Annotated in this window: 26 protein-coding genes and 1 tRNA gene; 8 read left to right on the top strand and 19 right to left on the bottom strand. The window is 68.3% G+C overall.

Features of this window, described 5'->3' with window-relative positions; translation table 11 throughout:
- Positions 1 to 96: 96 nt before the first annotated feature.
- A complete protein-coding gene (locus Cs7R123_RS03185; protein WP_212823283.1) occupies positions 97 to 546 on the top strand; it encodes a hypothetical protein in 450 nt (149 codons plus the stop codon).
- 349 nt (positions 547 to 895) lie between these two features.
- Here the strand turns inward: Cs7R123_RS03185 and Cs7R123_RS03180 are convergent, their stop codons facing one another.
- Positions 896 to 3,049 carry a hypothetical protein gene (locus Cs7R123_RS03180; protein ID WP_212823282.1) on the bottom strand — a complete coding sequence of 718 codons (2,154 nt, stop codon included), beginning with the start codon at positions 3,047 to 3,049 and terminating at the stop codon, positions 896 to 898.
- A gap of 472 nt (positions 3,050 to 3,521) precedes the next feature.
- Between Cs7R123_RS03180 and Cs7R123_RS03175 the strand changes: the two genes are divergently transcribed.
- Positions 3,522 to 3,595 (top strand) — tRNA-Pro (locus Cs7R123_RS03175).
- 87 nt (positions 3,596 to 3,682) lie between these two features.
- Here the strand turns inward: Cs7R123_RS03175 and xerC are convergent.
- From xerC to Cs7R123_RS03130, 11 genes are all read right to left on the bottom strand, one after another.
- Positions 3,683 to 4,888, bottom strand: coding sequence for a tyrosine recombinase XerC (gene xerC, locus Cs7R123_RS03170; protein ID WP_244871580.1), 1,206 nt, complete (start codon positions 4,886 to 4,888; stop codon positions 3,683 to 3,685).
- Positions 4,885 to 5,169 (bottom strand): AlpA family transcriptional regulator, encoded by a 285-nt coding sequence (locus Cs7R123_RS03165; RefSeq protein ID WP_244871579.1) that lies wholly within the window; start codon positions 5,167 to 5,169, stop codon positions 4,885 to 4,887. Before Cs7R123_RS03165 ends, xerC begins: the two co-directional genes overlap by 4 nt.
- A gap of 83 nt (positions 5,170 to 5,252) precedes the next feature.
- Entirely contained in the window at positions 5,253 to 6,521 is a 1,269-nt protein-coding gene (locus Cs7R123_RS03160; RefSeq protein WP_212823280.1) for a DUF3631 domain-containing protein, read from the bottom strand.
- A 3-nt stretch (positions 6,522 to 6,524) separates the two neighbouring features.
- On the bottom strand, positions 6,525 to 6,692 hold the full coding sequence (locus Cs7R123_RS39940) for a hypothetical protein (RefSeq protein WP_244871578.1): 168 nt from the start codon (positions 6,690 to 6,692) through the stop codon (positions 6,525 to 6,527).
- Positions 6,689 to 7,330, bottom strand: a complete 642-nt coding sequence (locus Cs7R123_RS03155; protein ID WP_244871577.1) for a bifunctional DNA primase/polymerase — start codon at positions 7,328 to 7,330, stop codon at positions 6,689 to 6,691. The genes Cs7R123_RS39940 and Cs7R123_RS03155 overlap by 4 nt, the downstream gene beginning before the upstream one ends.
- Positions 7,331 to 7,451: 121 nt before the next feature.
- Positions 7,452 to 7,688: a hypothetical protein gene (locus Cs7R123_RS39935; protein ID WP_244871576.1), complete on the bottom strand. Its 237-nt coding sequence runs from the start codon at positions 7,686 to 7,688 to the stop codon at positions 7,452 to 7,454.
- A complete protein-coding gene (locus Cs7R123_RS03150) occupies positions 7,685 to 8,290 on the bottom strand; it encodes a hypothetical protein (protein WP_244871575.1) in 606 nt (201 codons plus the stop codon). The genes Cs7R123_RS39935 and Cs7R123_RS03150 overlap by 4 nt, the downstream gene beginning before the upstream one ends.
- Positions 8,287 to 8,616, bottom strand: coding sequence for a hypothetical protein (locus Cs7R123_RS03145; RefSeq protein ID WP_212823279.1), 330 nt, complete (start codon positions 8,614 to 8,616; stop codon positions 8,287 to 8,289). The genes Cs7R123_RS03150 and Cs7R123_RS03145 overlap by 4 nt, the downstream gene beginning before the upstream one ends.
- On the bottom strand, positions 8,613 to 8,825 hold the full coding sequence (locus Cs7R123_RS03140) for a hypothetical protein (protein ID WP_244871574.1): 213 nt from the start codon (positions 8,823 to 8,825) through the stop codon (positions 8,613 to 8,615). Before Cs7R123_RS03140 ends, Cs7R123_RS03145 begins: the two co-directional genes overlap by 4 nt.
- Before the next feature lie 208 nt (positions 8,826 to 9,033).
- Positions 9,034 to 11,100 (bottom strand): cell division protein FtsK, encoded by a 2,067-nt coding sequence (locus Cs7R123_RS03135; protein ID WP_212823277.1) that lies wholly within the window; start codon positions 11,098 to 11,100, stop codon positions 9,034 to 9,036.
- 4 nt (positions 11,101 to 11,104) lie between these two features.
- Positions 11,105 to 11,356, bottom strand: a complete 252-nt coding sequence (locus Cs7R123_RS03130) for a hypothetical protein (protein ID WP_212823276.1) — start codon at positions 11,354 to 11,356, stop codon at positions 11,105 to 11,107.
- A gap of 356 nt (positions 11,357 to 11,712) precedes the next feature.
- Between Cs7R123_RS03130 and Cs7R123_RS03125 the strand changes: the two genes are divergently transcribed.
- Positions 11,713 to 12,807, top strand: a complete 1,095-nt coding sequence (locus tag Cs7R123_RS03125) for a hypothetical protein (RefSeq protein WP_212823275.1) — start codon at positions 11,713 to 11,715, stop codon at positions 12,805 to 12,807.
- A gap of 95 nt (positions 12,808 to 12,902) precedes the next feature.
- Here Cs7R123_RS03125 and Cs7R123_RS03120 read toward each other — a convergent pair whose 3' ends face one another.
- Positions 12,903 to 13,205, bottom strand: a complete 303-nt coding sequence (locus Cs7R123_RS03120) for a single-stranded DNA-binding protein (RefSeq protein ID WP_212823274.1) — start codon at positions 13,203 to 13,205, stop codon at positions 12,903 to 12,905.
- 96 nt (positions 13,206 to 13,301) lie between these two features.
- Positions 13,302 to 14,087, bottom strand: coding sequence for a transposase family protein (locus Cs7R123_RS03115; RefSeq protein WP_212823273.1), 786 nt, complete (start codon positions 14,085 to 14,087; stop codon positions 13,302 to 13,304).
- 143 nt (positions 14,088 to 14,230) lie between these two features.
- On the opposite strand from Cs7R123_RS03115, the gene Cs7R123_RS03110 reads away from it, so the two are divergent.
- From Cs7R123_RS03110 to Cs7R123_RS03100, 3 genes are all read left to right on the top strand, one after another.
- Complete coding sequence (locus Cs7R123_RS03110) at positions 14,231 to 14,773, top strand: hypothetical protein (protein ID WP_212823272.1); 543 nt, start codon at positions 14,231 to 14,233, stop codon at positions 14,771 to 14,773.
- A gap of 258 nt (positions 14,774 to 15,031) precedes the next feature.
- Entirely contained in the window at positions 15,032 to 15,640 is a 609-nt protein-coding gene (locus tag Cs7R123_RS03105; protein ID WP_244871573.1) for a site-specific integrase, read from the top strand.
- 231 nt (positions 15,641 to 15,871) lie between these two features.
- On the top strand, positions 15,872 to 16,315 hold the full coding sequence (locus Cs7R123_RS03100; RefSeq protein WP_212823270.1) for a hypothetical protein: 444 nt from the start codon (positions 15,872 to 15,874) through the stop codon (positions 16,313 to 16,315).
- Between the two features lie 37 nt (positions 16,316 to 16,352).
- On the opposite strand, the gene Cs7R123_RS03095 is transcribed toward Cs7R123_RS03100, so the two are convergent.
- Together Cs7R123_RS03095 and Cs7R123_RS39925 are read right to left on the bottom strand one after the other, a co-directional pair.
- On the bottom strand, positions 16,353 to 16,979 hold the full coding sequence (locus Cs7R123_RS03095) for a zinc ribbon domain-containing protein (protein WP_212823268.1): 627 nt from the start codon (positions 16,977 to 16,979) through the stop codon (positions 16,353 to 16,355).
- A gap of 377 nt (positions 16,980 to 17,356) precedes the next feature.
- Complete coding sequence (locus Cs7R123_RS39925) at positions 17,357 to 17,524, bottom strand: hypothetical protein (RefSeq protein WP_244871571.1); 168 nt, start codon at positions 17,522 to 17,524, stop codon at positions 17,357 to 17,359.
- 311 nt (positions 17,525 to 17,835) lie between these two features.
- Here Cs7R123_RS39925 and Cs7R123_RS39920 point away from each other — a divergent pair, with 311 nt between their 5' ends.
- Positions 17,836 to 19,122 (top strand): ricin-type beta-trefoil lectin domain protein, encoded by a 1,287-nt coding sequence (locus Cs7R123_RS39920; RefSeq protein WP_244871570.1) that lies wholly within the window; start codon positions 17,836 to 17,838, stop codon positions 19,120 to 19,122.
- Between the two features lie 650 nt (positions 19,123 to 19,772).
- Here Cs7R123_RS39920 and Cs7R123_RS03080 read toward each other — a convergent pair.
- On the bottom strand, positions 19,773 to 20,795 hold the full coding sequence (locus tag Cs7R123_RS03080) for a hypothetical protein (protein ID WP_212823266.1): 1,023 nt from the start codon (positions 20,793 to 20,795) through the stop codon (positions 19,773 to 19,775).
- A 182-nt stretch (positions 20,796 to 20,977) separates the two neighbouring features.
- Positions 20,978 to 21,466 (bottom strand): NADAR family protein, encoded by a 489-nt coding sequence (locus Cs7R123_RS03075; protein WP_212823264.1) that lies wholly within the window; start codon positions 21,464 to 21,466, stop codon positions 20,978 to 20,980.
- Positions 21,467 to 21,667: 201 nt separating this feature from the next.
- Here Cs7R123_RS03075 and Cs7R123_RS03070 point away from each other — a divergent pair, with 201 nt between their 5' ends.
- Complete coding sequence (locus tag Cs7R123_RS03070) at positions 21,668 to 22,174, top strand: transposase (protein ID WP_212823263.1); 507 nt, start codon at positions 21,668 to 21,670, stop codon at positions 22,172 to 22,174.
- An 85-nt stretch (positions 22,175 to 22,259) separates the two neighbouring features.
- On the opposite strand, the gene Cs7R123_RS03065 is transcribed toward Cs7R123_RS03070, so the two are convergent.
- Positions 22,260 to 24,437, bottom strand: coding sequence for a prolyl oligopeptidase family protein (locus tag Cs7R123_RS03065; RefSeq protein ID WP_212823262.1), 2,178 nt, complete (start codon positions 24,435 to 24,437; stop codon positions 22,260 to 22,262).
- Positions 24,438 to 24,554: the final 117 nt, after the last annotated feature.

Raw genomic sequence — 24,554 nt, 5'->3', positions numbered from 1 at the left:
TCAGCCCAGCCGCGGGAGTAGGGTTTACCCCCGTCGGAAAGACCTTGCAGAAAGGAATCTGACATGGGCCCGATTGCGGTACGAGGGCTGAGTCGGATGACGATCGCGCTGGCTATTCTCACAGTGTCCCTGCTCGGATACTCCACAGCGGCGATCGCCGACGGTCCGCTTCGTACGACGAAGGCCGACCAGGTGACGGTGCAGACGAGCACCGGACCGATGGGCTCATACCTCACCGACGGCAACGGTCGGGCGCTGTACCTGTTCGCGGCGGACACCAGTGCCAAGTCCACCTGCTCCGGCCAGTGCGCGGTCGCCTGGCCGCCGCTGATCACGACCGGGGCACCGAAGTCCGGCGCCGGCGTGACCGGCGACAAGTTGAGCACCGTCGCCCGCGACGACGGCTCGATGCAGGTCCTCTACAACGACCATCCGCTTTACTACTTCGTCCAGGACACCGCACCCGGCCAGACCAGCGGTCAGGGAGTGAACGCCTTCGGCGCCCCGTGGTGGCTAGTCTCGCCTGCGGGCGGCGCCATCATCTGACGGGTTCTGATGAGCTCTGCGTGCATCGACGCAGACGTCGCCAACGGTCCGTTCGTGGTAGCCGTGCACACGTGCGGTCGCCGCGCCGCAGTCCGGACAGAGCACCGCCATCGCCATGGTCCGTCCTCTCACCAGGATCCATTCGCCCTCGTCGGTCACCTCCTCCACGACCAGCGGCGACAGCCCGGCGAACACGATGCGGACAAGACCTGCGGAATCACACCGGCAGCAGCATCTAATATGGATGATCGTTACGCGCGGTCACCACCGAATGTGAGCCAGAGCCGTTCGTCTTACAGTCCCTTGTTGATCTTCGATGGGTTGCTGTGCGGCTGTCAGCTCGGGTTGGTCATGCGTTGAAGTTGTCCCAGGTGAACCCTGGTTCGCGAAATGGTTGTAGTGGCCATGGGGTGCGGGCGCCGATGGACACTTCCCAGATGTCGGGGTCTGGTGGGGTGCCGGCGTCGTGCGGGTGTTGGTATGGGGTGCCGATGGTGGCGATGACGCCGGGTGCGGCGTACAGGTAGGTGGGGTCGCCGGGGTATCGCATCGGCCGCAGGGGTACCCGGCGTAGTCGGTTGGCGAACTGGCGGGCCTGTTCGCGGGTGACCGTCGCCTCCCCGCGGTAGGGGGCGGAGTACCAGGTGGTCTCGGCGAGTACCCACTGCAGCAGGAAGCCGCTGAGCCGCTCGTTTTCGAAGATCGGCCGGTCGGTGAAGTCGTGGAGGACGATCAGGGGGTCGTCGGGTTCGGGGTGGGTCAGGATCTCCCATCCGCCGTCGCATTCCAGGCCGATCTTCAGCCATCCGGCGAAGGGTCCTCGGCCGAGGGTTTTGAGCTGCTCGCGGGGGATGGCGCGGATGTAGTTGGTGAAGGCGTCGTGCCGCCCCGCGACGATGCGATGGAATTCCGCCAGCGCGTTTGGGATGGGGTCTGTCGAAGGCGGTGTGGGGGAGGGCTGTGGAGGTATGTCGGCGAACCAGCCTTCGGTGAACCGCTTCAGTGCGCCGATGGGATCGGCAGGTAGGAGGTCCATCCAGCCCAGGTCAGGCGAGTCGTACACCGCTGGGGTGGGCCGGACCCTATCGAGGGTCTGGTATGGCAGCGGGACGGCAAGGGTGAGGTACTCGGGCGTGGGCCGTTCATGTTTGTCCTGGCTGGTCGGGTGGTACTTGCCGGTGGAGACCCTGATCCGGCCCAGTGACAGGCAGCCCTCGGGCAGTCGCACGAACCCCAGGGCCGGTAGAGCGGCTGAGTTGCCGATGAGGGCGTGCGCTACAGGGCGGGGTAGTTGTTCGTGGACGACGATGGTGTCGCGGTTGAGCAGTCCGGTGGCGTGGGTGAAGGCGCCGGGTTCGATGACGACGACGGTGGCGGCGCGGCCCAGGCCGAACGTCGTCGCCCCCGCGCGCATAACCTGCGTTGTCGGTCCGGCCGCGGCCAGCGCGGTGGGCTCGTCTACTACTGCCCATGGCCCGTGCGGGCCGGGCAGCAGGTCGCGGTGGCGGGCGCCTGCGGGGGCGATTCTGGCGTGCCAGGCTGCGGCCTCTTCTGGTGCGAGGGCGACGGCTCGGGCGTGGCGCTGTAGATGCGGGAACATGTCGCTGGGTGTCCAGTGCCGTGAGGCTGGCAGGGGATCGAGGACCACGACGCGGGTGCCGTCGAGTTCGGGGATGTCGACCGGTCTGCTGTGTAGGAGCCAGTCCCCGTGCGCGTCGGTCAGATCGAACTGCGTAGCCCCGCCGAGCACGGGCGGGGTTCCGGCGTCGGCGGGCGTCAGCTCGTTGATCGCCTTGGCGAGCACGATGTCGAGTTCCGAGTTGTAGGGGACGCCGTTGATGGTTATGCGGAATGCTGTGCCGGTTTCGCGGTGGAGCACGACCAGGGGCTCGTCGTCGAGGACCAGCAGCACCGCTTCCAGATGGGCGACGCCCCAGATGCTGTCACCGACCCGCGCGGCGGCGGCGACCAGCCGTACCCGGTCGCGCAACTGCGGCCGGAGCCGCCGGTCCTGGACCAGGTAGTACAGGACGTCGAGCCAGTCAGAGCATTCGAAGCACGCCTTCGCCCAACTGCGGGCCGACTGCGGCTCCCAACCTGCGGCGGCCGCGGCGGCGGTGAACTCCTCGATGACCGCGGCATGGTCGGGCCACCACATCGGCCAGGGCAGCTCACCGACCAGGTCGCGATACAGGTCGTTGAATCGTGTGGCGTCCTCCAGCAGGGCGACGGTGCGGGACTCCACGACGGGCAGCAGCATCTTGGTGATCCGCAGGGGCACCGTCTGGGCGATGGCCAACGCCAGGCTGCCTCCCGCAGCGGCTGGTGCGTCGCCCAGTACCTGCGCCACTGCTTCGCTCGCGGTATCGAGGTGTTCGGGGGCGCAGCCGAGGATCGAGGTCGCGACCTCGTCGGCGGCAGCTTTCGCCGCCACGGTATCCCCGCTTGCGGCGGCGATGCGGAATCGGGCGCAGGCGGAGTCGACAGCGGGGAAGGCGTCCACACCGACAAGATATCGATCATGTCTGACAGCGCCGGGCTGTCGGCTCGGTCGTGGTGGGTTCGATGACGTTGTTCTTCAGGCACGGGTCCGGTCTTTGGCCCGGGTAACTCCGTGGCGAGCGGTGCCAACCGCGGCTACAGCTAAGTTCAGCGAGCATCGGTCGCCTGGGTCGGGGAGCAAAAATGGGAGCATAGCCGCTCCCCGAACGGCCGCCGAACGGCTCCGAACGGCGTTGATCATGGTTGTCGTAGTGCCGACGGCGTTGCACTCATGACAAGGGCGCCTTGTGGTGCTGTCGGCAGGGAGCCGTGTTCTGGGCGCCCACTGGAGCAGGCTCCTAGGATGCTTTGGGGGAAGTGGGGCAAATCGCCTTGCAGAACCGTCATGAAACGGACACGGGGGCCCTGTGCGCACCCCGCCCGAGAGTGCGCTAGTCTGTACAGGCCGCCGCGGTGAGAGATCATCAAGGCAGCGGGCTGTAGCGCAGCTTGGTAGCGCACTTGACTGGGGGTCAAGGGGTCGTCGGTTCGAATCCGGCCAGCCCGACAGTGCAAAAACAGGGGCCATGACCAGCATTTTCGCTGGTCATGGCCCCTGTTCTGCGTGTCGGTCAGCCCCGTCAGCGGCAAGCGGTCATGATCGCTGGGGGACCAGTTGGGGACCAGACACCATCGTGACACCGTTCAGATGGGCACTGAGCGACACTCCGGCGGCCTCGATCGCGCGTCGGTCAGGGTGCAGGTAGCGCTGCGTCGTGGACAGCGAACCATGCCCGGCGATCTTGCGGAGGACGTGAACGGGTACGCCCGCGTCGGCCATCCACGTCAGGCCGGTGTGCCGCAGGTCGTGGCGACGTAGGTGCTCGTATCCCAGCTCCTTCACCACGTCGTCCCAGTGGGTCGCGTCCCGCAGGACGGCCGTGGAGATCCGACCACCACGCGGGCCGGTGAACAGCCGCGCGTCCTGGTCGTCGGCTGCGTCCAGGCGCTGGCTGATGAGGGGCCGTATCTCCTCGATGACCGGCACCTGCCGTGAGCGCTTGCCTTTGGTGCCCTTGTCGATCAGGCCGCCCGGTCCGGCCGTGGTCTGTCGCCGTACGGTCCAGATCCACCGCTCTCGGTCGATGTCGCCCTTGCGTACGCCGGACACCTCGCCGATCCGGGCGGCGGTGCAGCCGGCGAACCTCACGACATCGCCCCAACCGCCGAAGCGGCCCAGGGATCTGCTCACCAGCGCATCGGCCAGTGTCGTGAGCGCCTGCCAGTTCGGCAGCGCCAGCGTGCGCGGGTCGTCCAGCTCGTCTTCGGCGAGCTTGTACTCGCGCTGCCAGCCGACGACGCGGGCCGGATTGCGGTCGATGATGCCGTCACGTACGGCCTGCTCCATGACCCTGACGAGGATGGCCAGGCTGTTCTTGACCGTCGAGCGGCTGCATTCGTCGGCGATCCAGCCGTACACGGCGCGGTCGACCAGGCCGTTGGTGATGGAGCGGGTGGGGAGGTGCCCGAGCGTGGGCACCACCCGCTTCTTCCAGCCGGCCATGTACGGGTCGAGAGTCTTCAGCTCCAGACCGCGAGTCGCCAGCGTCATCACCCGGTCGCCATAGGCGGCCAGGTCGAGTGTCGCCAGATCGGGGCTGATGCCGCCATTGGCCTTCTGCTGTAGGCCGGTGATCCACCTCTCCGCGTCGGTCAGGTCTTCGAAGGACTCCGACTTGGAACGTCGCTGGTCGCCAACCCACCAGCGCACGCGGGCACGGTACGGCTTGGGCTTGTCGGGCCGGTGCTCGATGTCGCTGGACAGCTCGACACCGACCGGCAGGTTGGCTGGTTGACTCACTTGGCGGCTCCAGGAACGACGCGACGTGTTGCTAGCCAGTGCTGGATGTCCTCGGCGCTGTAGACCGTGACGCGCTCGGACAGGTTGATGAACGGCGGACCTTGCAGCGGTTGTGCGGTCCTCCACCGCCGCACGGTTGATGGATCGACCTGGAGGACTGCCGCAAGTTCCTCCGTGCTGATGAACGGCTTCGTGAACGTGACCACGTTGCCGTCTGTCGGTGCTGGACGGAGTGCCACCGGCAGCGCTACCGGCACCACCTCAGCGAGACGGTGAGCCACGATCTCGACGCCATGGGTACATAGAGCTGCGCGGTGAAGGACGGTGCGGACGCGAGTGTGGCGTCGGGACGCCAGCGGGACAGTCACTTGCCCCCCTCGACGACGTAGAGCCGGGGGGTATCCGTCCCAACCGTCCCAACCGTCCCGTCGCTGTTCAGCCCTGGGACGGTTGTTTTCGTGGGACGGTTCGAACCGTCCCACGTCTGGAACCGTCCCGCGTCTGAGCTGGGAGGGGACGGTTGGGACGGTTGGGACGGTTCCCCCGTCCGGGGCGGGACGTCAGGGGTGCAGTAGCGGTCCCAGGCGTCGGCGAACGACGCGCGGGTGTAGCCCTTAGCCTGCCCGGTGGGGAACCGGATGTTGCCCGCCGATCGGATGTCGAACTCCCGCAGCAGTACACCGAGCTTGTGCGGGGTGAGGTCGGGCCAGGGTGATTCGTCCATGGCCCGCAGCTGGGCGATGATGTCGGCGGTCGGCAGCGCGTCGGCGTCGGCTGTGGTGAAGATGGTGCGGCAGTCGGTCAGCAGCCGTACGCGGTCGCTGGTGGCGCCCTGTTCTTCCTTCGCGCCGGTCAGCGTGACGGCCGAGGTGCGTGCCCGGATCGGCCAGTCGCCTCCGGCCAGGTCGGCCAGGGCGATGAGTGGTTCCCAGGTGTCGGCGGCCCGGTCCTCGACCGGCATGACCGGCTCTGCGGCGCGCAGGACGTCGAGGCTGCCGAGCAGCCATTGGCTCAGCTCGGCGCCGATGGCCGCGACCATGGGGCGGTCGCGCATGATGCGCCAGGGCTTGACCTTCTCCCGGCCGGCGCGGCGGCGCATGTGCACGACCACGGCTCGGTCCTCGATGGTGTCGGGGGCGGCGCCGATGCCTGCCAGTGCGGCCATGGCGAAGGTCGGGATCTGCTCCACTCGCTGGGAGTTGGCGTCGTAGCGCAGCGCGGGCCGGTTGCGCTGGTGACCGGCGTTGAGCAACCCGCGCAGGTCTTCGGCTGACCCGGCGGCGGCTGGGCCGAAGATGGTGTCGTACTCGTCCAGCAGCACGGTCGGCGGGTTGTCGGACCCGATCGACCGGTACACGGCCGCAGGCGAAGCGTTGACGGTGATCAGCGGGTTGTGGCAGGCGGCCTCGACCAGGTCGAGCAGCCTGCTCTTGCCGCAGCGCTTCTCCGGCGCCCGGATGACCAGCCGGGGCGCGCACGCCCAGGCCGAAAGCGCGTACGTCGCGGCGATCCACAGGACGACGGCGTCTAGCGCTTCGGTGCTGGGCAGGATCACGTACTGCGCGATGGTGGCGCGTAGGCGGTCGAGCAGCTCGGCGCCGTCGACGGCGGCGCGCTTGGGTCGGGTCGTCATGGGTCACTCCTTCTGCGGCGAATCCGTCTCGGATGGCGTTGGGGTGCTCTTGGCCCACTGCCAACCTGCGGCGTCGCAGGCGGCCACGAGCCGGTGGTAGGCGTCGGCGCTGGTCATGTGGCCAGCAGCGACGATGCGGGCCGCACCGCGCGCGCAGCCGTAGAGCGTCACGCGGCGCCTGCCCTCGCGGGCGGTGCTGATCCGGTCGAGCAGGCTGGCCATGAGTCGGTCGGGATGGGAGATGGCCCCGCGCTGCGCGCGGGCAGTCCGCGGCTTGGGGTGGTCGGTGCTGGCAGCCGCTGTACGGGCTGGACACAGGCGCTGACCAGCGCGGGGGCCATCTCCTGTACTCGCGCCTCCTCGTCGGCCCAGGTGTAGGGCAGTCCGGTGACCGGATGCCGCGACGGTGGCGCCACGACGTAGCCGCCGTCGGCGCGGACGTCGATGCCTGGCCCGAGGCGTAGGCCCTGGTCGCAGGGCACGGCGATGCCGGGGTGGCGGTAGTACAGGTGCAGCCCACCAGAGCCGGTGCGCACGTACCTGGTCGGCGGGGTCAGCCCCCGGTCGACCAGCCCGCGCAGGGTGGCCATGCCGCCGTGCCCGTGGTCGACGTCGACCACGACCAGCCCGGACACGGCGCCGGTACGGATAGCGAGCAGGCCACGCGGCACGGCTCGCAGCATCGCGGCGATGCGCTGCGGGTCGGTGGTGGCGGCGTAGAACCCGTGGCAGGTCAGGCAGCCGCACGCCTGCGGGTCGTGCGGCCTGCGGTCGACCTTGGCTGCCTGGCAGCCGCCGCACAACGCCACGGGCCGTTTGGACCGGCCCAGCAGGAAGACGGGCCAGCCGTTGGCGGCTGCGCTGCGCGCTACGCCGCCAACAAGGGGTGAGCCGCCGCAGGCGGCCTTTCAGGGTTCCGGGTTGTGGCGCTCACGTGAAGCACGCTCCGTTGTCGCAGAGTCCGCCGTCTTCGCTGGCGTCCAGGCCGGGCAGGGTGTCCTGTGCTGCGGGCAGCAGGGCCAGGGGCCGGTTGAAGCGGGTGAGCCACACCTTGTCTTTGCCGAGGGTGGCGCGCCGGTCGTTGAGCAGGTTCTCCAGCCCGCAGGCGCGTTCGAACAGGTGCGGGCGGTCGCGGCGCATCTGCGACCAGACCGCGGGCCGCTTCATCGGACAGAACCAGCAGGCCGACTTTGGCGGCACCGGTAGTCCGGCGTCGGTGATGATGCGCCAGCAGTCGACGCGCCGCAGCGGGCGCGCCTGGTCGAGCAGGGGTAGACGGGGATCTCGTAGGGCGTGGCCTTGCGGTTGTTGAGCCGTTCGATCTCGTCGAGGCTGATGCCGATGCCCACGGTGGCCTTGTTGCCGGGGCTGGCCCCGTGCTGCCTGAGCCACTTTCCGATCACGCGAATCTTGAACTCGGCCGTACACGAGCGCGTGCCGGGGGCGCCGTTGGACATGCGTACCGGGATCGGCAGGGACCGTGACCCGTGGCGGGTCAGCCGCCCGTACAGCGTCTCGATGCTGCCGTCACGGCGGCGTTTGTCCAGGACGTGGAGCTGGATGCCGTGCAGGGCTGCGAAGGGGCGGGCGTACTGGTGCAGGTAGGTCATGGTGTCGGGGTCTTCGCTGTCGTCGCCGACGTTGGCGAACAGGAACACCGGGAAGTCGATGACGCGCTGCGCGGCCAGCACGAGCAGGGCGGTGCTCTGCACGCCTCCGCCGTAGGAGACGACGCGCAGCGGCGCGGGCCGCGTCGGGGTGGCGGTCATGATGCGCTGTCCTTTCGCCGGTCGGATGCGAACACGCGCTCCACCACCTGGTACGTCACGGCCAGGAGGTGGCGCGCCTGCGCCTGGGCGGTGGCGTCGTCGTCGGCCAGACGCAGCACCACGCGCAGCTCCACGTGGTCACGGCCGCGCCGGTCGCGGTGGCGGGTGGCCACGTAGCGGCCCTGGTCGGTGTCCCAGACCTCAGGCACCGATGCGTGCTGGCCGCCCCGGTCGGCGGCGCAGTGGTGCGCGCGGGCGCACCAGTCGGGGTGACCATCGGCGGCGGCGACCGGGGCGCCGGGGCGGCCGGTCAGCGCGCGGTTCACTGGGTGCCGTCCTTGGTGCGGGTGGCGCGGGCCGCGTCGGTGCGGATGTGGTGGAGGTGGTTGTAGGCGCGTCGGCCGATGCGCAGCCGCAGGCGGCTTCCTCGGCACATGCGGCAGGTGCGGATGCGGCGCAGGATCAGGGTGCGGCTGGTGCCGGTGCCCGAGCACCAGCGGCAGCGCGAACGGCCGCAGCCAGCACGCTCCGGCATAGATGACGGTCGCTGTTGTTGCGGTGGTGGTCGCGATTGCTTCGGGTGTCACGGGATGCCTCCACGGCTGGTTTGGGGGCCGGTTTTGGGCATGGCGCTACCCGCTACCTGGCCGTGTCGGCGCAGGTAGTGGGCTGGTGGACGGGTAGCGGCACGGGTAGCGCCAGCGCTACCTCGTTCCGTGCCGCTACCCGTGGCGCTACCGCCGCTAGTTGGCGGCGGTGCGCGTGGCGATCAGGTCCCGGACATCGACCGTCCTGAAACCCTTGAGGACCTTGCCGGAGATCTTCACGTCGGCCGACGCGACGCCCAGGGCGCGCGCGATCTCCGACAGGGCGTCGCCGGTGAGGTTGGGGTAGGCGTTGGGCCACCGGTCGACCAGCGCGGCGGCGGCGGGCTGCCAGTGCTGGCCGTTGGACGCGGCCACGTCGAGCAGGTCGGACAGCAGGTCACGGGCGGGCGGCTGCTCGCCGCTGGACGCCCGCTTGCCGCCCCGCAGCGCCAGGGCGCGGCCCAGGATGGCGGCGGACTGCTCGGCGGTCGGGTACTGCGACCGCACCGACACCGGCACCGGACCGCCGGTCATGACGCCCCAGCCCGCATCGACCACCGGCCGGTACACCGTGCCGGTCAGCCCGCGCTTGTAGGCGCCGGTGCCCAGGATCATGTCGTTCTCGACCTGTCCGGCCACCGACATGCACCACCGGTTGGTGACGCAGCGGGTGATGTTCGGTGGCAGCGACCCCTTGTCCGGGATCTGGGTGCACAGGATGACGATGATGCCCAGCGCCCGCGCCCGCTTGATCAGCCGCTCACAGTCGTCAGCGGCCGTCTTGTCGTGGGCGAACAGCTCGTGGACCTCGTCGAACAGCAGCACGATCGGGTGCAAGCCGCTGCCAGCCTTGCGGGCCAGCTCCGGCGTGACCTTGCCCTCCGGCGCGTCTCCGCGCTGGCGGGCGGCCAGGATGCGCTTACCGCGCCGCTCGGCCTCCCCGATGGCCCACCGGATGATGCCCGCGCCCTGGTCAAGGGCGTTGTCGTCCACGCCGACCACGTACGTCGAGCACAGCGGCTCGAAGTCGAGGAAGTCGCCCGTCCCCTTGAACTCGGCAATCTTGAACTCGACCGTGGGGTCGAGCGCGAACATCTGCGCCAGGGCGCGACCGCCGTAGCTCTTGCCCGATCCGGGCTGCCCGCCGATCAGGAACGAGCGGGCAAAACCCGAGGTCTTGACCGGTCGCTGCCGCTCGTCGGACCCGAACTCCTCCTCCCGGAACACGCTGGTGGTGGCGTTGTCGGCGGTGATGGACCAGCGCGGGGTGCCCATCTTGGACGCGGGCTGGTAGCCGACCCACAGGTCGAGCTGCCCGGAGTGCTCCGGCCCGCCAGCGGGCCAGACCTGGTCGACCGGCAGCCGCAGCGCCGAGGACAGCTTGCCGCGCCGGTCGAGCACCTGCACCGCCTCCACACCGGCGGGCAGGTTGACGCGGGCCAGCCAGCCCGGCCCGTCACGGTGGATACCGGGGTGGACGAACTCGACCTGCCCGCCTTCGGTCAGCCCGGCCAGCCGCAGTGACACCAGGGCCTGGCGGACCATCTCGGCGGTCAGGCGGGTGAACCGCAGTGAGGTGGAGACCCGGTCGGTGATTGGCTTGTCCGCAGGTCGACCGGCCCGCGCCGCGAACAGCACCGCGCCTGCAGCGGCGGCGTACCAGCCGATCGGCGGCAGCACGTCACTGACCGCCAGGGCCGACCCGCCCGCGCACGCAGCTGCGGCAGCGGCGCCTACGAGTAGCCAGCGCGGCTTGGACTCCTTGGAGCGGGTGCGGTTCAGCGACTGCCTGGTGTAGGCGTCGTTGGTGTTGGCGGCGTGCTGGCGGAGGTTGAAGTTGCCTTCCTCGGCCGATGCCCACCACAGCGCCTTGCCGACCAGGCGGGCGGCGCCGATCGGCGCGTACAGCAGCGCCTTGCCCAGGTACTTCGGGCTGCGGACGGTGTGGAACGCGGCGTAGTAGGCGAGGCTGTCGCCCAGGGCGCGCAGCGTCGCGCGCCTGGTCGTCGTCGACATCATCCACGCGGGCAGGATCGGCATCCGGCGCGCAGTGTCGCCGCTGGTCACGTCCGCCCACGTCAGCGTGGGCGAAGTGTCGGGTGCGTCGACTGGGGCGCCGGTGTCGGGCCGGTACACGGTGTAGGCCTCGGCGTCGGCGGCCGGGGCCGCGCCGGTCGCGGTCGGCTCGTTGTCGTCGCTGAACCTGAGGGGGACAGTGCTCACTGGTCTACTTCCCTTCGGCTTCGAGCAGGGCGATCGTCAGCCGCTCGTGGACCTGCGACAGCAGGTGGCCGCGCGGCATGCTGGGCTGTTCGAACTCGTCGCGCATCAGCCGCTCCGTGGCCATGACGGCGCCGGTCAGGGCGGCGAGCTTGGCGCGGTACCACTGCACCCACCCGGTCAGGCGGGTGATCTCGGCTTGCTGCTGGGCGATGGTCGCGTGCAGGGTCGGGCACTGGCCGCAGCTTGCGCTGCTCATTCTGGTTGTGCTCCTTCCAGGAGGGGTGAAAGGCGGGCGCGGCGCGGTTTCTCAGGCCATGGGCCGTGCCCTCATTGGTCACCAGCAGGTGACCTTGCGCGACGGGTCAGGCGTTCGTCCGGCCCGTCGGGCGGACAGCCTCGGTGAAAAGGCCGTATCGCGTGGGCAACTCGGTGCTGCCACCATTTGGTCGGCCATATTTGTGCAGAGCGGACTGGCGTCGTAGGCAGGTCACGAGCCTGTTGCTCTGGCACGCGTCGGTCCGACTGTTCAGCGGTGTCGCGGCAGGCGTTCGGACACCCTGCCGAAGCGACCCGCGTATTGATGGCCTTGTGGGTGGTCGCCATCATGTGCACATGGGCGAGGCTGAATCTGCGGGATCCGCACCGACGCGACCGCGCGAGCGCTGGCAGACATGGATCACCTCTGGGCTCACGGGCGCCGCCGCCGGTTTGGCGGTGAACTCTGCCAGCGACCTCGGCGGCCTCAGGATCCTTGCCGTGGCCGTCGTGGCGACAGCGCTGGTCACTGCGGCTTTCCGAGTACGCGACTGGGCAGCCGAGCAACCCCGCGCCCGCAGGGTCGTCTACTCCAGCCGCTTCCTGCTCGGCGTCGCACTGGTCGCCACGCTCTTGGCAGCCTCGGCTCTGTCCGCGGCCGCGACCCTGTACCTGACACTGCTGGCCGCAGCGACGACCACCGCCGCCGTCCTCATCCCCAGCGACCCTCAGATAGCACTACGGAACCTCCAGGCGGCAATGTACGTCGGCCTCGGGGTAGCGGGCATCGTCGGCGGGATAACGTTGCTGTTGAACGGCGAGACGCTGGGAGGCGTGGCGGTCATCGGCCTCGACGTGGCAGTCATCGGCCTCGGGGTGGCGGTGCTGTTGAAACGCAACACGCTGTGGGGCGTGGCGTTCATCGGCCTCGGGGTAGCGGGCATCGGCCTCGGGGCGGCGCTGCTGTTGGATGGCGAGACGCTAGGCGGCGTGGCGTTCATCGGCGCCGGGGTAGCGGGCATCGGCGCCGGGGTGGCGGTGCTGTTGAAACGCAACACGCTGTGGGGCGTGGCGCTCATCGGCCTCGGGGTAGCGGGCATCGGCCTCGGGGTGGCGGTGCTGTTGGAAGGCGACACGCTTGGTGGCGTGGCGGCCATCGGCCTCGGGGTAGCGGGCATCGGCCTCGGGGTGGCGGTGCTGTTGGAAGGCGACACGGTGTGGGGCGTGGCTGGCATCGGCCTCGGGGTAGCGGGCATCGGCGCCGGGGTAGTGGTGCTGTTGAAAGGCGACACGCTGGGTGGCGTGGCGTTCATCGGCGCCGGGGTAGCGGTCATCGGCCTCGCGGTGGCGGCGCTGGTGACGACTGGCCTGCCTCAGAGAGTGCGGGTCTGGCTGAAGGAGCCGACCAGCAAGCCAGCATCCGAAGACGACCGCTCACCTCTGGACGGCTAAATAGCCGCGACACGGCCGAGACACCGGCATGACGCTCGCCGTGCGGGCGGGAAGGCGACCCCCACCGGCCCGCACGGAAAGTCAGATCATGGCCGTCAGAACGGCGGCTCAGCGTCGCCGCCGCCCGCCGCCCACGGGTCGTTCTCCGTGGCCGGCGGCTGACCGCCCCCGGTGCGCGTGAGCTTCTTGACCTCGGCGCGGGCGTAGCGCAGCGACGCGCCGATGTCGTCCACGTCCAGCTGGAACCCCTGGCGCTTCTCGCCCTCCGGGGTGGTCCACTGGTTGAGCTTGAGGCGGCCGGTAACCACGACGCGGGAGCCCTTGCGCAGGGACTCGGCGACGTTCTCGGCCATGTCGCGCCACACGGTGCAGAGTCCGTTCCCGGCGTTTAAGCGCATGCAGAAGGGAGGTGTATCCCGAGCAGGGTGGTATGGAGACGACCGCGACACCTCCCACCAGGCACGCCGGAGCCAGACGGAACCTAAGAGCGTTATTCATGAGGCGCTTGTCGATGTCCGGTAGATCTCTAGCGCGGTGACGGCGGCGAGGGTGGCCGGGAGGTTGGTCAGTAGCCGTCGGTAGCCGGTGGCGAGGATCTTCCAGTTCTTCAGGTGGGCGATGGCGCGTTCCACGCAGGCGCGGTGGGACGCGATCGTCTTGTTGAACGCGCGGGTGTGTTCGCTGAGCGGCTGTTCGGGGCGGGTTCTGCGTTTGGGGACCATGAGGCCGGTGCCGGTGTAGGCGGTGTCGGCGAAGCCGCCGGGTCCGCCGTCGGCGTGCATCCGGCCGGCGAAGACCTCGGCCAGGCCGGATTCGCGGAAGGCGCGGGCGTCGTGCATGGCGCCGGGCTGGGGCTTTCCGGTCATGACCAGTCGGCCGTGCCACAAGGCGACGACCTGGACGTTGAACCCGCAGCGGTGGCGTTTTCCGGAGTACATGCCTGAGGTGTAGGTGTCTTTGCGTCGGTCGCCGATGGGGACGAGGAACCCGTCGACGCGCACGGTCGAGCGCAGCTCACGGTCGGCGGTGGCCCGCGTGACCGGAGCCAGGACGTCGGTCAGGACCGGCAGGAGCAGGGTGACCAGGCGGGAGATGGTCGGCTGGGAGCAGCCGAACAGCTCTGCCAGCAGCGGCTGGGACAGGTTGTGGCGCAGATACAGCAGGACCGCGACCACGGCCCGGCGCGGGTTGAGCGCACGTCGGCGGCGCAGCGGCCACAGCCCGTTCGCGGCGACGCGTACTACGAGGTCATCGACTTGATCGCGGGTCAGGCCGGTCATAGTCTCGATCCGTTCCGGCCGCATGCCGGCTGCGGGAGTGCGCACAGCTTCGGTGGCTACCGGCGGCAAGGTCGCCGTGTCCACGGACGACAAGCAAGACGATCACGTCCGGTGTCTGCCGGCGACGGGATGAGGGGTGGGCGATGGCGCGCACGTGGCTGTCGGTGCGGGTCGACCTGGTGTCAGGCCGCGGCGGCGACTTCTGGCCCCGGCCGGGACGGATCTTCGCCGCGGCGCCGTCACACACGTTCGCGCAGCTGTCCCACGCGATCGACACGGCCTTCGCCAGGTGGGACCTCGCCCACATGCACATGTTCACGATGTCCGACGGAACGGGCGTCACCGCCCTGGAGCAGTGGGACGGCGACGAACCGGACGGCAGCATCGACAGCCAGGCCATCCAGCTGAGCAGACTCGCCCTGGGCGAGCAGTTCGCCTACGTCTTCGACTTCGGCGACGACTGGGCACACCTGTGCACCGTCGAAGAGCAGAAGATCGACCCGCACACCACCGTCGGGTTCACCCCCGGCACACCGACCGCCTACTGGGGCTGGGGCGACCTGCCCGACCAGTACGGCCGCACCTGGGACACCGACGACGGCGAGTCACCCAAACCGAAGCGACCGTCACGGCCTTTGGCTGACCTCCCACCGGTCCTGCCCGGTTGGGGACCGGCCCGTCGATGATCACCGCACGAACCCAGCCGTCCTCACATCATCGACGACCGTCTCCTGAATAACGCTCTCAATGTCGCGAAGGTCCTCGAAGGCCTCCCGCGGACCTGGGTCGGCTTCCTGCAGGACTGGGACCGGACCATGCGCTCGCGCAACCACCCCGACACCACCCGCTACAACTACGTCCTGGCCGCCGCCCAGCTCGCCCGCTACTGAAAGAGCACTCGCCCGACTTCGACTCCGACGCCGCAGCCGACGACCCGCTCCCCGATGGACCGCGTGCGTCAGCCCAAGACGCCGGAGAAGCTGATCCCGGTGCTCAGCGACGTCGACACCAAGAAGGTCCTCGACCTGTGCAAGGGAGAGACCTTCGCCAACCTGCGTGACCAGGCGATCATCCGGCTGCTGTGCAACACCGGCGCCCGCCTGTCCGAGGTCGGGGACCTGGCCCTCGACGACATCGACCTGGCCACCGAGTCCGTTCGTTTCCGAGGTAAAGGCGCCAAGGACCGGCGGGTGCGGTTCGGTCCGAAGACCGCCCGAGCGCTGAGCCGGTACCTGCGGGCTCGGGCGTCCCACCGCGGCAATGAGCTGCCGTTCCTGTGGCTGGCCGACCGGGGCGGGCGTCGGCTCGCCCCGAACGGAATCAAGATCATGCTGCGGCGGCTGGGGGAGAAGGCTGGCATCGATCGCCTGCACGCGCGCCGGTGGCGGCACAGCTACGCCCACGAGTGGAAGCGCGCTGACGCCGACACCGGCTACCTGATGCTCGTGCTGGGATGGACCTCCGACGCGATGCCCCGGCACTACGGCCGCAGCGCCGTCGCCGAGCGTGCGCTGGAGACCCAGCAGCGGCTCGGCATCGGCGAGCGCGTCTGACCGGCCGGCTGGCGCAGTCAAGGGTGCGCTCGGGCGATTGCCAGGGCAGCCCATACGTCGTGACGAGACGGATCGCATCGCTGCAACGGCACTGTCTGCCTTGGGCTCAGGGGCAGCGGCAGAGGTGGGGCGGCAGTAACATGATCGTGCCTGTGCGTAGGTTTTCCTCTCCCGCGCGTAAGGCTCACCCCTAGCATGCCTTCCCTCGCGGGGGCGGAAAGAGCTGACAGGATGAAGCGATTCAAAGTGGGGGCGGCCGTTGTCGCTCTGGTTGCCTCCACGGTTATCAGCGTCGTCGGCGTGTCCACTCCGGCGCAGGCAGCCTCGAACTGCCGGGTCTCGCCCTATTCGGCGTCCTTCAGCAGGGATCTGTCGGTCGGGTCAGGCGTGGCCCTGTTGCCGAGCTCGACAACGGTCTACACCGCTACGTCGCAGTGCAGTGACATCCAGATCAAATCGACCAACAGCGTCGCATTGCTCGCCTGCGTGATCTTCACTTCGCACACGTCGTCCTGCAACTACACCACTTATGTGCCGTATACCGGCGCTTGGGTCAACATCGCCACCGACGTGCTCGACGGCACAAAGTTCCGGGTACAGGTCACCCTGTACCCGGAATGCGGCAATGTGGGCCAGGTCTGCGGCGGCACTGCCGCGGGCGTTCTTGACTTCTGACAGCGCATGGGTGAGGTTCGCGGGTTCTCCACGGACCTCACCGCTCATGCCGCCGTCCCGGGAAGTCCCGTAGCGACGGTGGGCCGTTCAGGATGCGGCTTCCTCGCCCGACATGGCGGCGGCCAGGCGCAGGAAGGGCACCGCTTCGCCGTGCCGACTCTGGCGTTGCAGCGTACGGCCCAGCATCAATCAGCGCGCGTAGTTCGGACTCCGCGATCGACTTCGCTGCCTGGGTCTCGGCGATCCACTGCTGTACGAGTACCGGGTCGGTGCCTACTTCAAGCGCCACTCGATAGCGTTCGAGTTTGGCGTTGCAGGCGGTGATCTTGTCGCGTGCCGCCCGACCTTTGTACTGGTCGAGGTCATTGTGCTGGGACTCTGCCGTGGCCAGCAGGGTGTTCTGAAGACTGCTCGGAGAGAACGCCTGGCCCACCCGTGTACCGAACAGTTCGATGATCTTGTCTTCGCGAAGGTAGACACTGCGCGGGTGGGCCAGGCACTCGGGGCCGGCGTACTCCGCCGCGTACGTACAGCGGTAGTCGTTGCGCCCGTTATTGAAGCTTCCCGCCATGTGCCGCTCGTACGATCCGCAGTAGAGCAAGCCAGAGGGCGTAGCTGTGCTTGCTGCGCCGAGGCTTGCGCTCGACATCAGGTCGACGCGCACCTGCGGAGATGTGGGTCTGTACCTGTTGAAAGGTGTCGTCGTCGACCAGTCCTTCCTGCGCCTGTGCGATGCGGGTTGCGTCCAGGGTCGGTGGCGGACGGTGACGGGATGCCGTCGCGAGTCAGACCTTCGGTGATGGCGTAGATGCCGGCTCCACCCAGGAACTCTCGGTAGATCCGCTGGACTACGGGTGATGTCAACGGGTCGGGCTTGAGGCGGTGGAGCCGTTTGCCATCGGCGGCCTTGGGTTGCGTCCACGGGTGTGGTCCGGCATCGACGAGCCGGTAGCGTACGGCGGGCGACCGCCGAGGAGTCTGCCCTCCATCGCTGCCTGGGCGGACATCGCTGAGCGGACACGGATCTTGATTCGGTTGCGTTCACCCTTGCTCATGCCACCGTAGAGCGATGACGAGGTCTTGCGCGTCACTGCCCGGGTCGACGGCGCCTCCGACCTCGGGAATCCACAGCGGAACGCCGTAGTGCTCGAAGAGCGGGAACGTCAAGCCGAATTGGTTGCCGTAGAGCGCGCGCTGTGGTTCGCCCATCACGACACCCTCGAACCCGCGTTGAGGATCGTGTAGTGAGGCCGCCTCACGTCGTTGGTGTTTGTCATCTCTTGTGCGAGTTCGTTGTTTTGGCATGGCAGGTTATTGACAACAAGGTTTCCAGTCAGTCACCATGTGAGAGCGCTCTCACGCCGCTACGTGGGGGACTCGAACAGGCATTTCCGCCCATCGCACCACCTCCGCCCCTGCTCGAGAAGGGCACATTCGCTGTGGAGATTCAACAAGAACGCGCACCCCGCATGCCCCGTGGCCGCACTGTGAACCGAGCGCTGTCACGCGGCCGGCGCCTCATGATCCTCCTCACCGCGGCCGTCACCGCGCTCGTCGGCAGCGTGGTCGTCCAGCAGCAGCCCGCACAAGCCGCGTGGAACCTCGTGTGGTCCGACGAGTTCAACGGGTCCGGCGCGCCCAGCAGCGCCAACTGGAACTATAACGTCGGCAACGGCCTCAACCCCGGCCTCAACACTTTCGACGGCTGGGGCAACGGCGAGTGGGAGTGGTACCGCCCCGAGAACTGCTCGCAGTCCGGCGGCAACCTCGTGATGCGTGCCAACTGGCTCACGACGCCCATCGTGGTCAACGGCCGCAACTTCTACCAGACGTCGTGCCGCATGACGACGGACACGAAGAAGTCCTTCCAGTACGGCCGCATCGAGGCGCGCATGGCGCTCCCGACCGCCACCGGTTCGTGGCCGGCTTTCTGGATGCTCGGTGACTCGTGCGACGAGTCGTCCACGAGCGCCTACAACCCGGCGCAGACCTACTACGACCGCCTGCCCACCAACTGGGCCAGTTGCGGCGAGGTCGACATCATGGAACACGCGAACGCGAACGCGACCGTCACGAACAACATCTTCTGGGATATGCGGACCGGCGTGTTCCCGTGGACAGCGGGCCAGAACGCCAACTACGTCGCGAACCCCGCCGTCAACAACGCCGCGGCCTTCCACGTCTACGCGATCGAGTGGACGCCCGCGCAGATCCGCTGGTACGTCGACGGCACGCAGACGCACGTGATCGACACGACACCGGCGACCCTGGAGGAGTTCCGCAAGCCGTTCCACCTCATCTTCAACCTGGCGCTGGGCGGCACGTACCCCGGACAGAACCCCGTGCAGAGCCAGTTCCCGCTCACCGCATTGATCGACTACGTGCGCTACTACCAGGACGGCGGGGGTACCGGCGGATCCGCGACGCAGATCAACGGGCCGGGCGGCAAGTGCGTGGACGTGGCCGGAAACGACACGGGCGGCAATGGCACGGCCGTGCAGCTGTGGACGTGCCAGGGGTCTGCTGTTTCGCAGGACCAGCAGTGGAGCTGGGACGGCCAGACCCTGCGGACACTGGGCCGGTGCCTCGACGTCAACGGCGCGGGTACGGCCAACGGCACGGTGGTGCAGCTCTGGGACTGCAACGGCAGCGGCGCACAGAACTGGGTCCAGGAAGGTAACCGGTTGCGCAACCCGAACTCCAACAGGTGCCTGGACACCCCGTCAGGCTCGACAGCGGACGGCGCGCGACTGCAGATCTGGGATTGCAACGGATCGGCCGCACAGTACTTCGTGAAGGCCGCGTGACGGCCGGCCGAGGGGCACGCTGACGGGTCAGGGCGCGGGAGTGACAGGCTCCCGCGCCCTTTCCGCGCGTTCCGGGATACGACTCGAGCCGGGGTTTGTCCGGTACGGCGTGCACGAGGTCGCTGAACGTCTGGGCCACGACCCGGCAACGCTCATGCGCTACTACACCCGCGTCAACGCGGTCCGCCGACGCCAGGCCGCTGACCATGCCGCGGCTCTGGTCACGGGTCAGCTACCGGTCACCAATGCGACCGGGCCGGCGGCGCCGACCATCCCGCTGCAGGGACAACGGCCCCGAAGGCACTCCGGTAGTCCGGTCGGATGAATTCCGATTTGGGAGGACTTCGGGGTGGAGATGATGCAGGGCATGCGATTAAGCTGGGCAAACACCGCGTAGAAATAGTGCAATCACAGACTCCTTGACTGGGGCACTTTATACTTCTGGCGACCTCGGCAAACGTTGCCAAGTACACCGCTGGCCCTTGATATACCTGGGGGTCAAGTGACCCAGGTAATGCAGACGCCGGCCAGGGCTTCCACCGCACGAAGGATCGGGTCGCAGCGGCGACGGCACACCGCATGTCCGGATCTGCCGAGAGGAGTGCGCGAGAGGTGGTTCGTGCACCAGCGGTGATTGGTCCAGGTAGGTGCTACAGCCAGGTTAGGAACTGGCGGAATTGCGGTTCTGCCTCGCGCCACGCGTTGATGACCTCCGAGCGCCGCACCAGTAAACGCATCCTTCTGCCAGCCCACGGCGCCCACGGTGGCGGGGCACCCCACTCCGGGCGCGTGGTGAATGCGAAGATCATGTCCTGCCTGGTGGTCTCCAGAGTCATTTCTAGGTGGTCGAACGTGTCGCCGAGAATCAGCGGCTCCGGTCCCCGCGAGCCGGGCCGCTCGGCTGCGTCGTACAGGTTCCGTAGATCCTGAAAATGGGGATAGAGGGCGGTTGTTGTCGCGTCGCCGACCGCGACGTTACGTACGTAGAGCTGGAATATCCCGAACAGCCCGTCTTGGCTAGTTGGTGTGAACTCCGCCCTGAGTTCGGCGATGTCACCACCGCCGACCGTTGTATCCCTCGGTACCGCACGATGCCAGATCAGTTGCCAAGGCAACCCGATGCCGGGGGTGTCGGAAGGCTGGACGCCTGCCGGATTCCGGGGATAAGCGGCCGGGCTCCAGGAGTAGACGCCGCAGCTCAGGCACGGCAGCGACGGACGTGGGGCCTCGCAGGCCGGGCATACGTCCGCAGATGTGGCCTCGGAACGATACGCGGTGAGCAGGCGGTGCACCACGGTCACGAGTCGTTCCCGTGGGTGCAGCTGCGGATCCGGGCAGAACGCCAACCACTCCAGCCAGGTATGCCAACCCTCGCTGCGGCGCGGCTGCCGCCGGCCCGCTGCCTTCTCCTGGAGCCGCCGCGACTTGTAGGCATGCGTCTCGGCGAGCCAAAGCTGCCGTGCCTCCTCAAGTTCGTCGACGGCGCGCACCAGCGAGTCGGCATCTTCCTCCAAGTACACAGGCAGGCCCGCGTTGACCACCAGGTGATGCCAGGTGGCGCGGAACCCGTACGGCGCGAAGTGCAGGACGCATTCGCGCAACGCAAGCAACCGGCGTCGCAGCGGCAACTTGGCGTCACGGACCCGGGCGGCCTGAGCGGGAAAGCTACTCACCGCGCGACTTTATCCAACCGAGTGCAGTCCGGTTGGGAGCTGAACCGCGGTCCGCAGAGGGCAGACAAGATCCAAGATCGCAGGCTAGTACGCGCCCGACGTCCCGATTCGCGTCGCGCAGTTGACCAGTCCTGCTCTGGCGCCCGCGTCTGCCGCGGACAGCGCGTTCGCGATGGTTGCGCTCAGTGCTGTCGCCGCTGTCGGCGGCGCTGGGTGTCGGCGTGCTGGGTGAGGTCGGCGCGTAGCTGGGTGCGGGTACGCATCAAGATCCGTCCGAGCATGTTCTTGCCGGTGCCACTGCGGCCGCGTCCCCAGTAGTGGTCAGTGCTGGTGTCTTCGACGATCTCCTCGTCGCCGGTGTTCAACAGGATGGCTCGGATGTCGGCGTGGGCGGTGAACTTGGCCGTCACGGCCCGGCGCATCACGTCGTCTTTGACCCGTTCCCAGTCGCGGCGCAGCGGCCGGGACCGGTCGCGGCCCAACTCTGCGGCCCGCAGCGGGGTCGCCGTCCGCCGGATGAGTTCGGCGTGGCGGGTACCGGAGAACTTCTGCGCCTGGAAATAGTGCTCGGAGGTCGTCCACCGGTGGCCGTCGAGGTCGAAGCCGTGGCCGGAGAAGTTGGAGAAGCAGCCGTACGGAACCTCGTCGGCACCGTAGAAGTAGATCGTCATCTGGGCCTCGGAGCGGGGTCGGGGATCCGCACCGTGCCACAGGCACCGCCAGAGCGGCAACCGAGTTCGCAGGCCACCATCCGGATCTGCCGCAAGTCGCGCGGTCGTGCCCGAACTCCGGGACACAGGGGACCAGGCGGGGACCACACGTTATGCACCTCGTTCCTGGACCGGCCCCGCAGTGGTGTCGGATCACGTCCTGTGTCGGGCGTGACGTGCGTAGAGCTTGGTCACCCGTCCCTGGGGTCAAGGGGTCGTCGGCTGGCCTTCGCGCTCACGGGCGGGCAGGTCAGCGACTTCACCGCCTTCGAACCGTTGATGGCCGCTATCCACGGACCGCGCATCGGACCCGGCCGCCCACGCGTGCGACCGGACCATGTCATCGCCGACAAGGCGTACTCGTCTCGGGCCAATCGGGCGCTGCTGCGTTCGCGAGACATCACCACGGTCATCCCGGAGCCCAACGACCAGATCGCCAACCGGAAGCGGCGCGGCCGAACCGGTGGCAGACCACCGAACTTCGACCGCGCCGCATACCGCAAACGCAACCAGGTAGAACGCGGGTTCAACCGGCGTAAGCACTGGCGCGGACTGGCCACCCGCTTCGACAAGCTGGCCAGCCACTACCAAGCCACACTCGACCTCGTCGAGGCCCTGGACTGGCTACGCGCCGTACCCGACCGAAATGATCCGCGAGACAGAACCTAGCGGGGGCTGGCCGAGGCGACGCTCGGATACCTCGATGTCGACCGCCTGGAGTATGAGCCGGAGACTCATCGGAGGCCAGCAGCGTTCAGTTGCTGGATGAGGCTCGGCTTCCGCCCGTGGCGTGCAGGCCTGTGGCTGCGGCGGCGAAGGCCAACTCGTCAGCGGAGAGTTCGACGGTACGCGTCACCGCGCGTTGCCCGTGCCCCACATCCTTCTCGCGCCGCACGAGAATCGGCCGGGTCCCCGACGTGGCGTATTGCAGCGCGGCCGCCATCTTGTGCGCGTGCAGGGGGTCTATGCGTGTGTCGCCGTCGAAGACGGTGAACAGGACGGCTGGATAGTCGATGCCCTCGTGCACGTTGTGGTATGGCGAGTATGCCCGCAGCCAGCCGAACTGCTCCGGGTCGGCGACGGTGCCGTATTCGCCGGTCCAGGTCATGCCGAGTCCGAAGAGCTCGTAGCGCAGCATGTCCAGCAGTGGAGCTCCGCAGACGGCGCCCGCGAAGAGTTCGGGAAACTGGGTGAGCGCCGCACCGACCAGCAGTCCACCGTTCGAGCCGCCCATGACGCAGAGCTGTTCGGGAGTAGTCACGTCGCGTCCGATCAGCCACTCGGCAGCGGCCCTGAAGTCGTCGAAGACGTTCTGCTTGCAGTTGAGCATCCCCGCCCGATGCCACCTCTCTCCTTCATCGCTGCCCCCTCGCAGGCTCGCCATGGCGAAGACGCCGCCCGCGGAAACCCAGGCGGCGATTGTCGCCCACCACGATGGGTTGATGGGCGTGTTGAAGCCGCCGTAGCCGTAGAGGATGGTAGGACCTGGCCCGGCGGGAGCATGCTCGTCAGCGATCACGAACATCCGCACCTCGGTCCCGTCACCGGACGGATAGGTCACCTGCCGTACCTCCAGCGGGAGGGGCGCGCGATCCCCCGACGGCCGCGCCGACGGTGTGACGGAGCCGTCTGCGGCGTCGAACCGGTAGACCGCCCACGGGTTGGCGAAATCCGAGTAGCTGAACCAGGCTTCGCCGCTGTTGGCCGACGTCGTGCGGAGCCCGGTGAGACTGCCCAACCCCGGCAGCGCCACGGTGCTCATGGGCTCCCCGGTGGCAAGGTCGTGCACGGCGAGCTCGCTGATCGCGTGGCGGGTGCGCGATACCAGCAGCAACGGCCGCGGCAGGTGGGTGGCATCGAGCACCGCGTAGTCGGTGAGCACGGCCTCGGGGTCCTCGGGGACCAGGTCGCACCAGTCGGGGTACGCCAGCCGCCCGGGCGTGGCGACGCACAGCCGGCCGCGGGGCGCATCCCGGTTGGTCCAGATGTAGGCCCGGCCGCCCCGATGATGCACGGTGGTGCGTGCGTCGACGTCCTCCCGCTGCACCACCGTGAACGCGGGCTCCTCGATCGACCCGCCGGTCAGGTCAGCCACCCGCACGTTGTCGCGTGGGTCGGTGCCCTGCCGGTCGATCAGGGTCAACCACCGCCCGTCAGCGGAGACGGTGATGTGGAAGTACCGGCCCGGTGCCGCGTCCGCCCCGGCGATCAGCACATCCGTCGTCAGCTCGGCGCTCACGCGGTGCAGGTAGACCCGGCGGTGCAGGTAGCCCTCACCGCCCGGAACCGCATCGAGGGGCAGGTGGCGTACGTAATAGAACGCCTCCCCGCCGGGAAGCCACGCGATGTCGGTGTACCGGGATCGGTCGATGGGGCCATCTATGATCTTGCCAGTGTCGACGTCGAGCACATACAGCTCGGAGTCCTCGGTGCCATTCACCGACAGTCCGTAGGCGACGAGCCGGCCCTCGATGCAGGGCTCCGCGAAGTCAATGACCGTCCGCCCGGTCGGGTCGATCGCCATCGGGTCGATCAGCATTCGCTCGGTATCGCCGGAATCGATGGCCAAAAATGCCCGATGCTCGTGACCAGCCTCGCGTCGGTAGAAGAACTTGCGGTTACCCCGACAGGCCGGCGTGCTGACGTCACCGATCGCCAGCAAGGCGGCCAGCTGTGCCCTGAACAGCTCCCGCAGCGGCCAGGTGCGCCTGTGTGCCGCCAGCAGATCGTCCTGTTCGGATGACCATGCCTTCGTCTGTGGATCTTCGCCGTCTTCCAGCCATCGGTAGGGGTCATGCACCCGAAGGCCGTGCATGTGGTCGAAGATGTTGAGGCGGCACGCGTCAGGGTAGAGGGACCGCTGCTGCGGACGCTCCGCCGCACAACCAGGCCCCGCCGAACGCAGGGTTTTCAACGGCGTTGACGTGGTCATGGCGACCCCTCACCTGGCAGGCGAATCAGTGCCGTTCAGCACAATCCGGCCACCGGGGTCTAGGGCGACTCGCTTACCCTAACGCCTCGCCCCAACCACACCGCATCCACCGTTGTG

The sequence above is a fragment of the Catellatospora sp. TT07R-123 genome, from assembly GCF_018327705.1.
GTDB lineage: Bacteria > Actinomycetota > Actinomycetes > Mycobacteriales > Micromonosporaceae > Catellatospora.
Note: the sequence above shows the minus strand (reverse complement) of the source record. Positions and strands in the feature narration are given on the sequence as shown.

Bases quoted from the DNA above. Each gene is read 5' to 3' on its own strand.
- Cs7R123_RS03185 (WP_212823283.1), top strand. From the start codon at position 97: ATGACGATCGCGCTGGCTATTCTCACAGTGTCCCTGCTCGGATACTCC.
- Cs7R123_RS03160 (WP_212823280.1), bottom strand. From the start codon at position 6,521: ATGACGACCCGACCCAAGCGCGCCGCCGTCGACGGCGCCGAGCTGCTC.
- Cs7R123_RS39935 (WP_244871576.1), bottom strand. From the start codon at position 7,688: ATGAAGCGGCCCGCGGTCTGGTCGCAGATGCGCCGCGACCGCCCGCAC.
- Cs7R123_RS03150 (WP_244871575.1), bottom strand. From the start codon at position 8,290: ATGACCGCCACCCCGACGCGGCCCGCGCCGCTGCGCGTCGTCTCCTAC.
- Cs7R123_RS03140 (WP_244871574.1), bottom strand. From the start codon at position 8,825: ATGCCGGAGCGTGCTGGCTGCGGCCGTTCGCGCTGCCGCTGGTGCTCG.
- Cs7R123_RS03130 (WP_212823276.1), bottom strand. From the start codon at position 11,356: ATGAGCAGCGCAAGCTGCGGCCAGTGCCCGACCCTGCACGCGACCATC.
- Cs7R123_RS03125 (WP_212823275.1), top strand. From the start codon at position 11,713: ATGGGCGAGGCTGAATCTGCGGGATCCGCACCGACGCGACCGCGCGAG.
- Cs7R123_RS03120 (WP_212823274.1), bottom strand. From the start codon at position 13,205: ATGCGCTTAAACGCCGGGAACGGACTCTGCACCGTGTGGCGCGACATG.
- Cs7R123_RS03115 (WP_212823273.1), bottom strand. From the start codon at position 14,087: ATGACCGGCCTGACCCGCGATCAAGTCGATGACCTCGTAGTACGCGTC.
- Cs7R123_RS03110 (WP_212823272.1), top strand. From the start codon at position 14,231: ATGGCGCGCACGTGGCTGTCGGTGCGGGTCGACCTGGTGTCAGGCCGC.
- Cs7R123_RS03105 (WP_244871573.1), top strand. From the start codon at position 15,032: ATGGACCGCGTGCGTCAGCCCAAGACGCCGGAGAAGCTGATCCCGGTG.
- Cs7R123_RS03100 (WP_212823270.1), top strand. From the start codon at position 15,872: ATGAAGCGATTCAAAGTGGGGGCGGCCGTTGTCGCTCTGGTTGCCTCC.
- Cs7R123_RS39925 (WP_244871571.1), bottom strand. From the start codon at position 17,524: ATGGGCGAACCACAGCGCGCGCTCTACGGCAACCAATTCGGCTTGACG.
- Cs7R123_RS39920 (WP_244871570.1), top strand. From the start codon at position 17,836: ATGATCCTCCTCACCGCGGCCGTCACCGCGCTCGTCGGCAGCGTGGTC.
- Cs7R123_RS03075 (WP_212823264.1), bottom strand. From the start codon at position 21,466: ATGACGATCTACTTCTACGGTGCCGACGAGGTTCCGTACGGCTGCTTC.
- Cs7R123_RS03065 (WP_212823262.1), bottom strand. From the start codon at position 24,437: ATGACCACGTCAACGCCGTTGAAAACCCTGCGTTCGGCGGGGCCTGGT.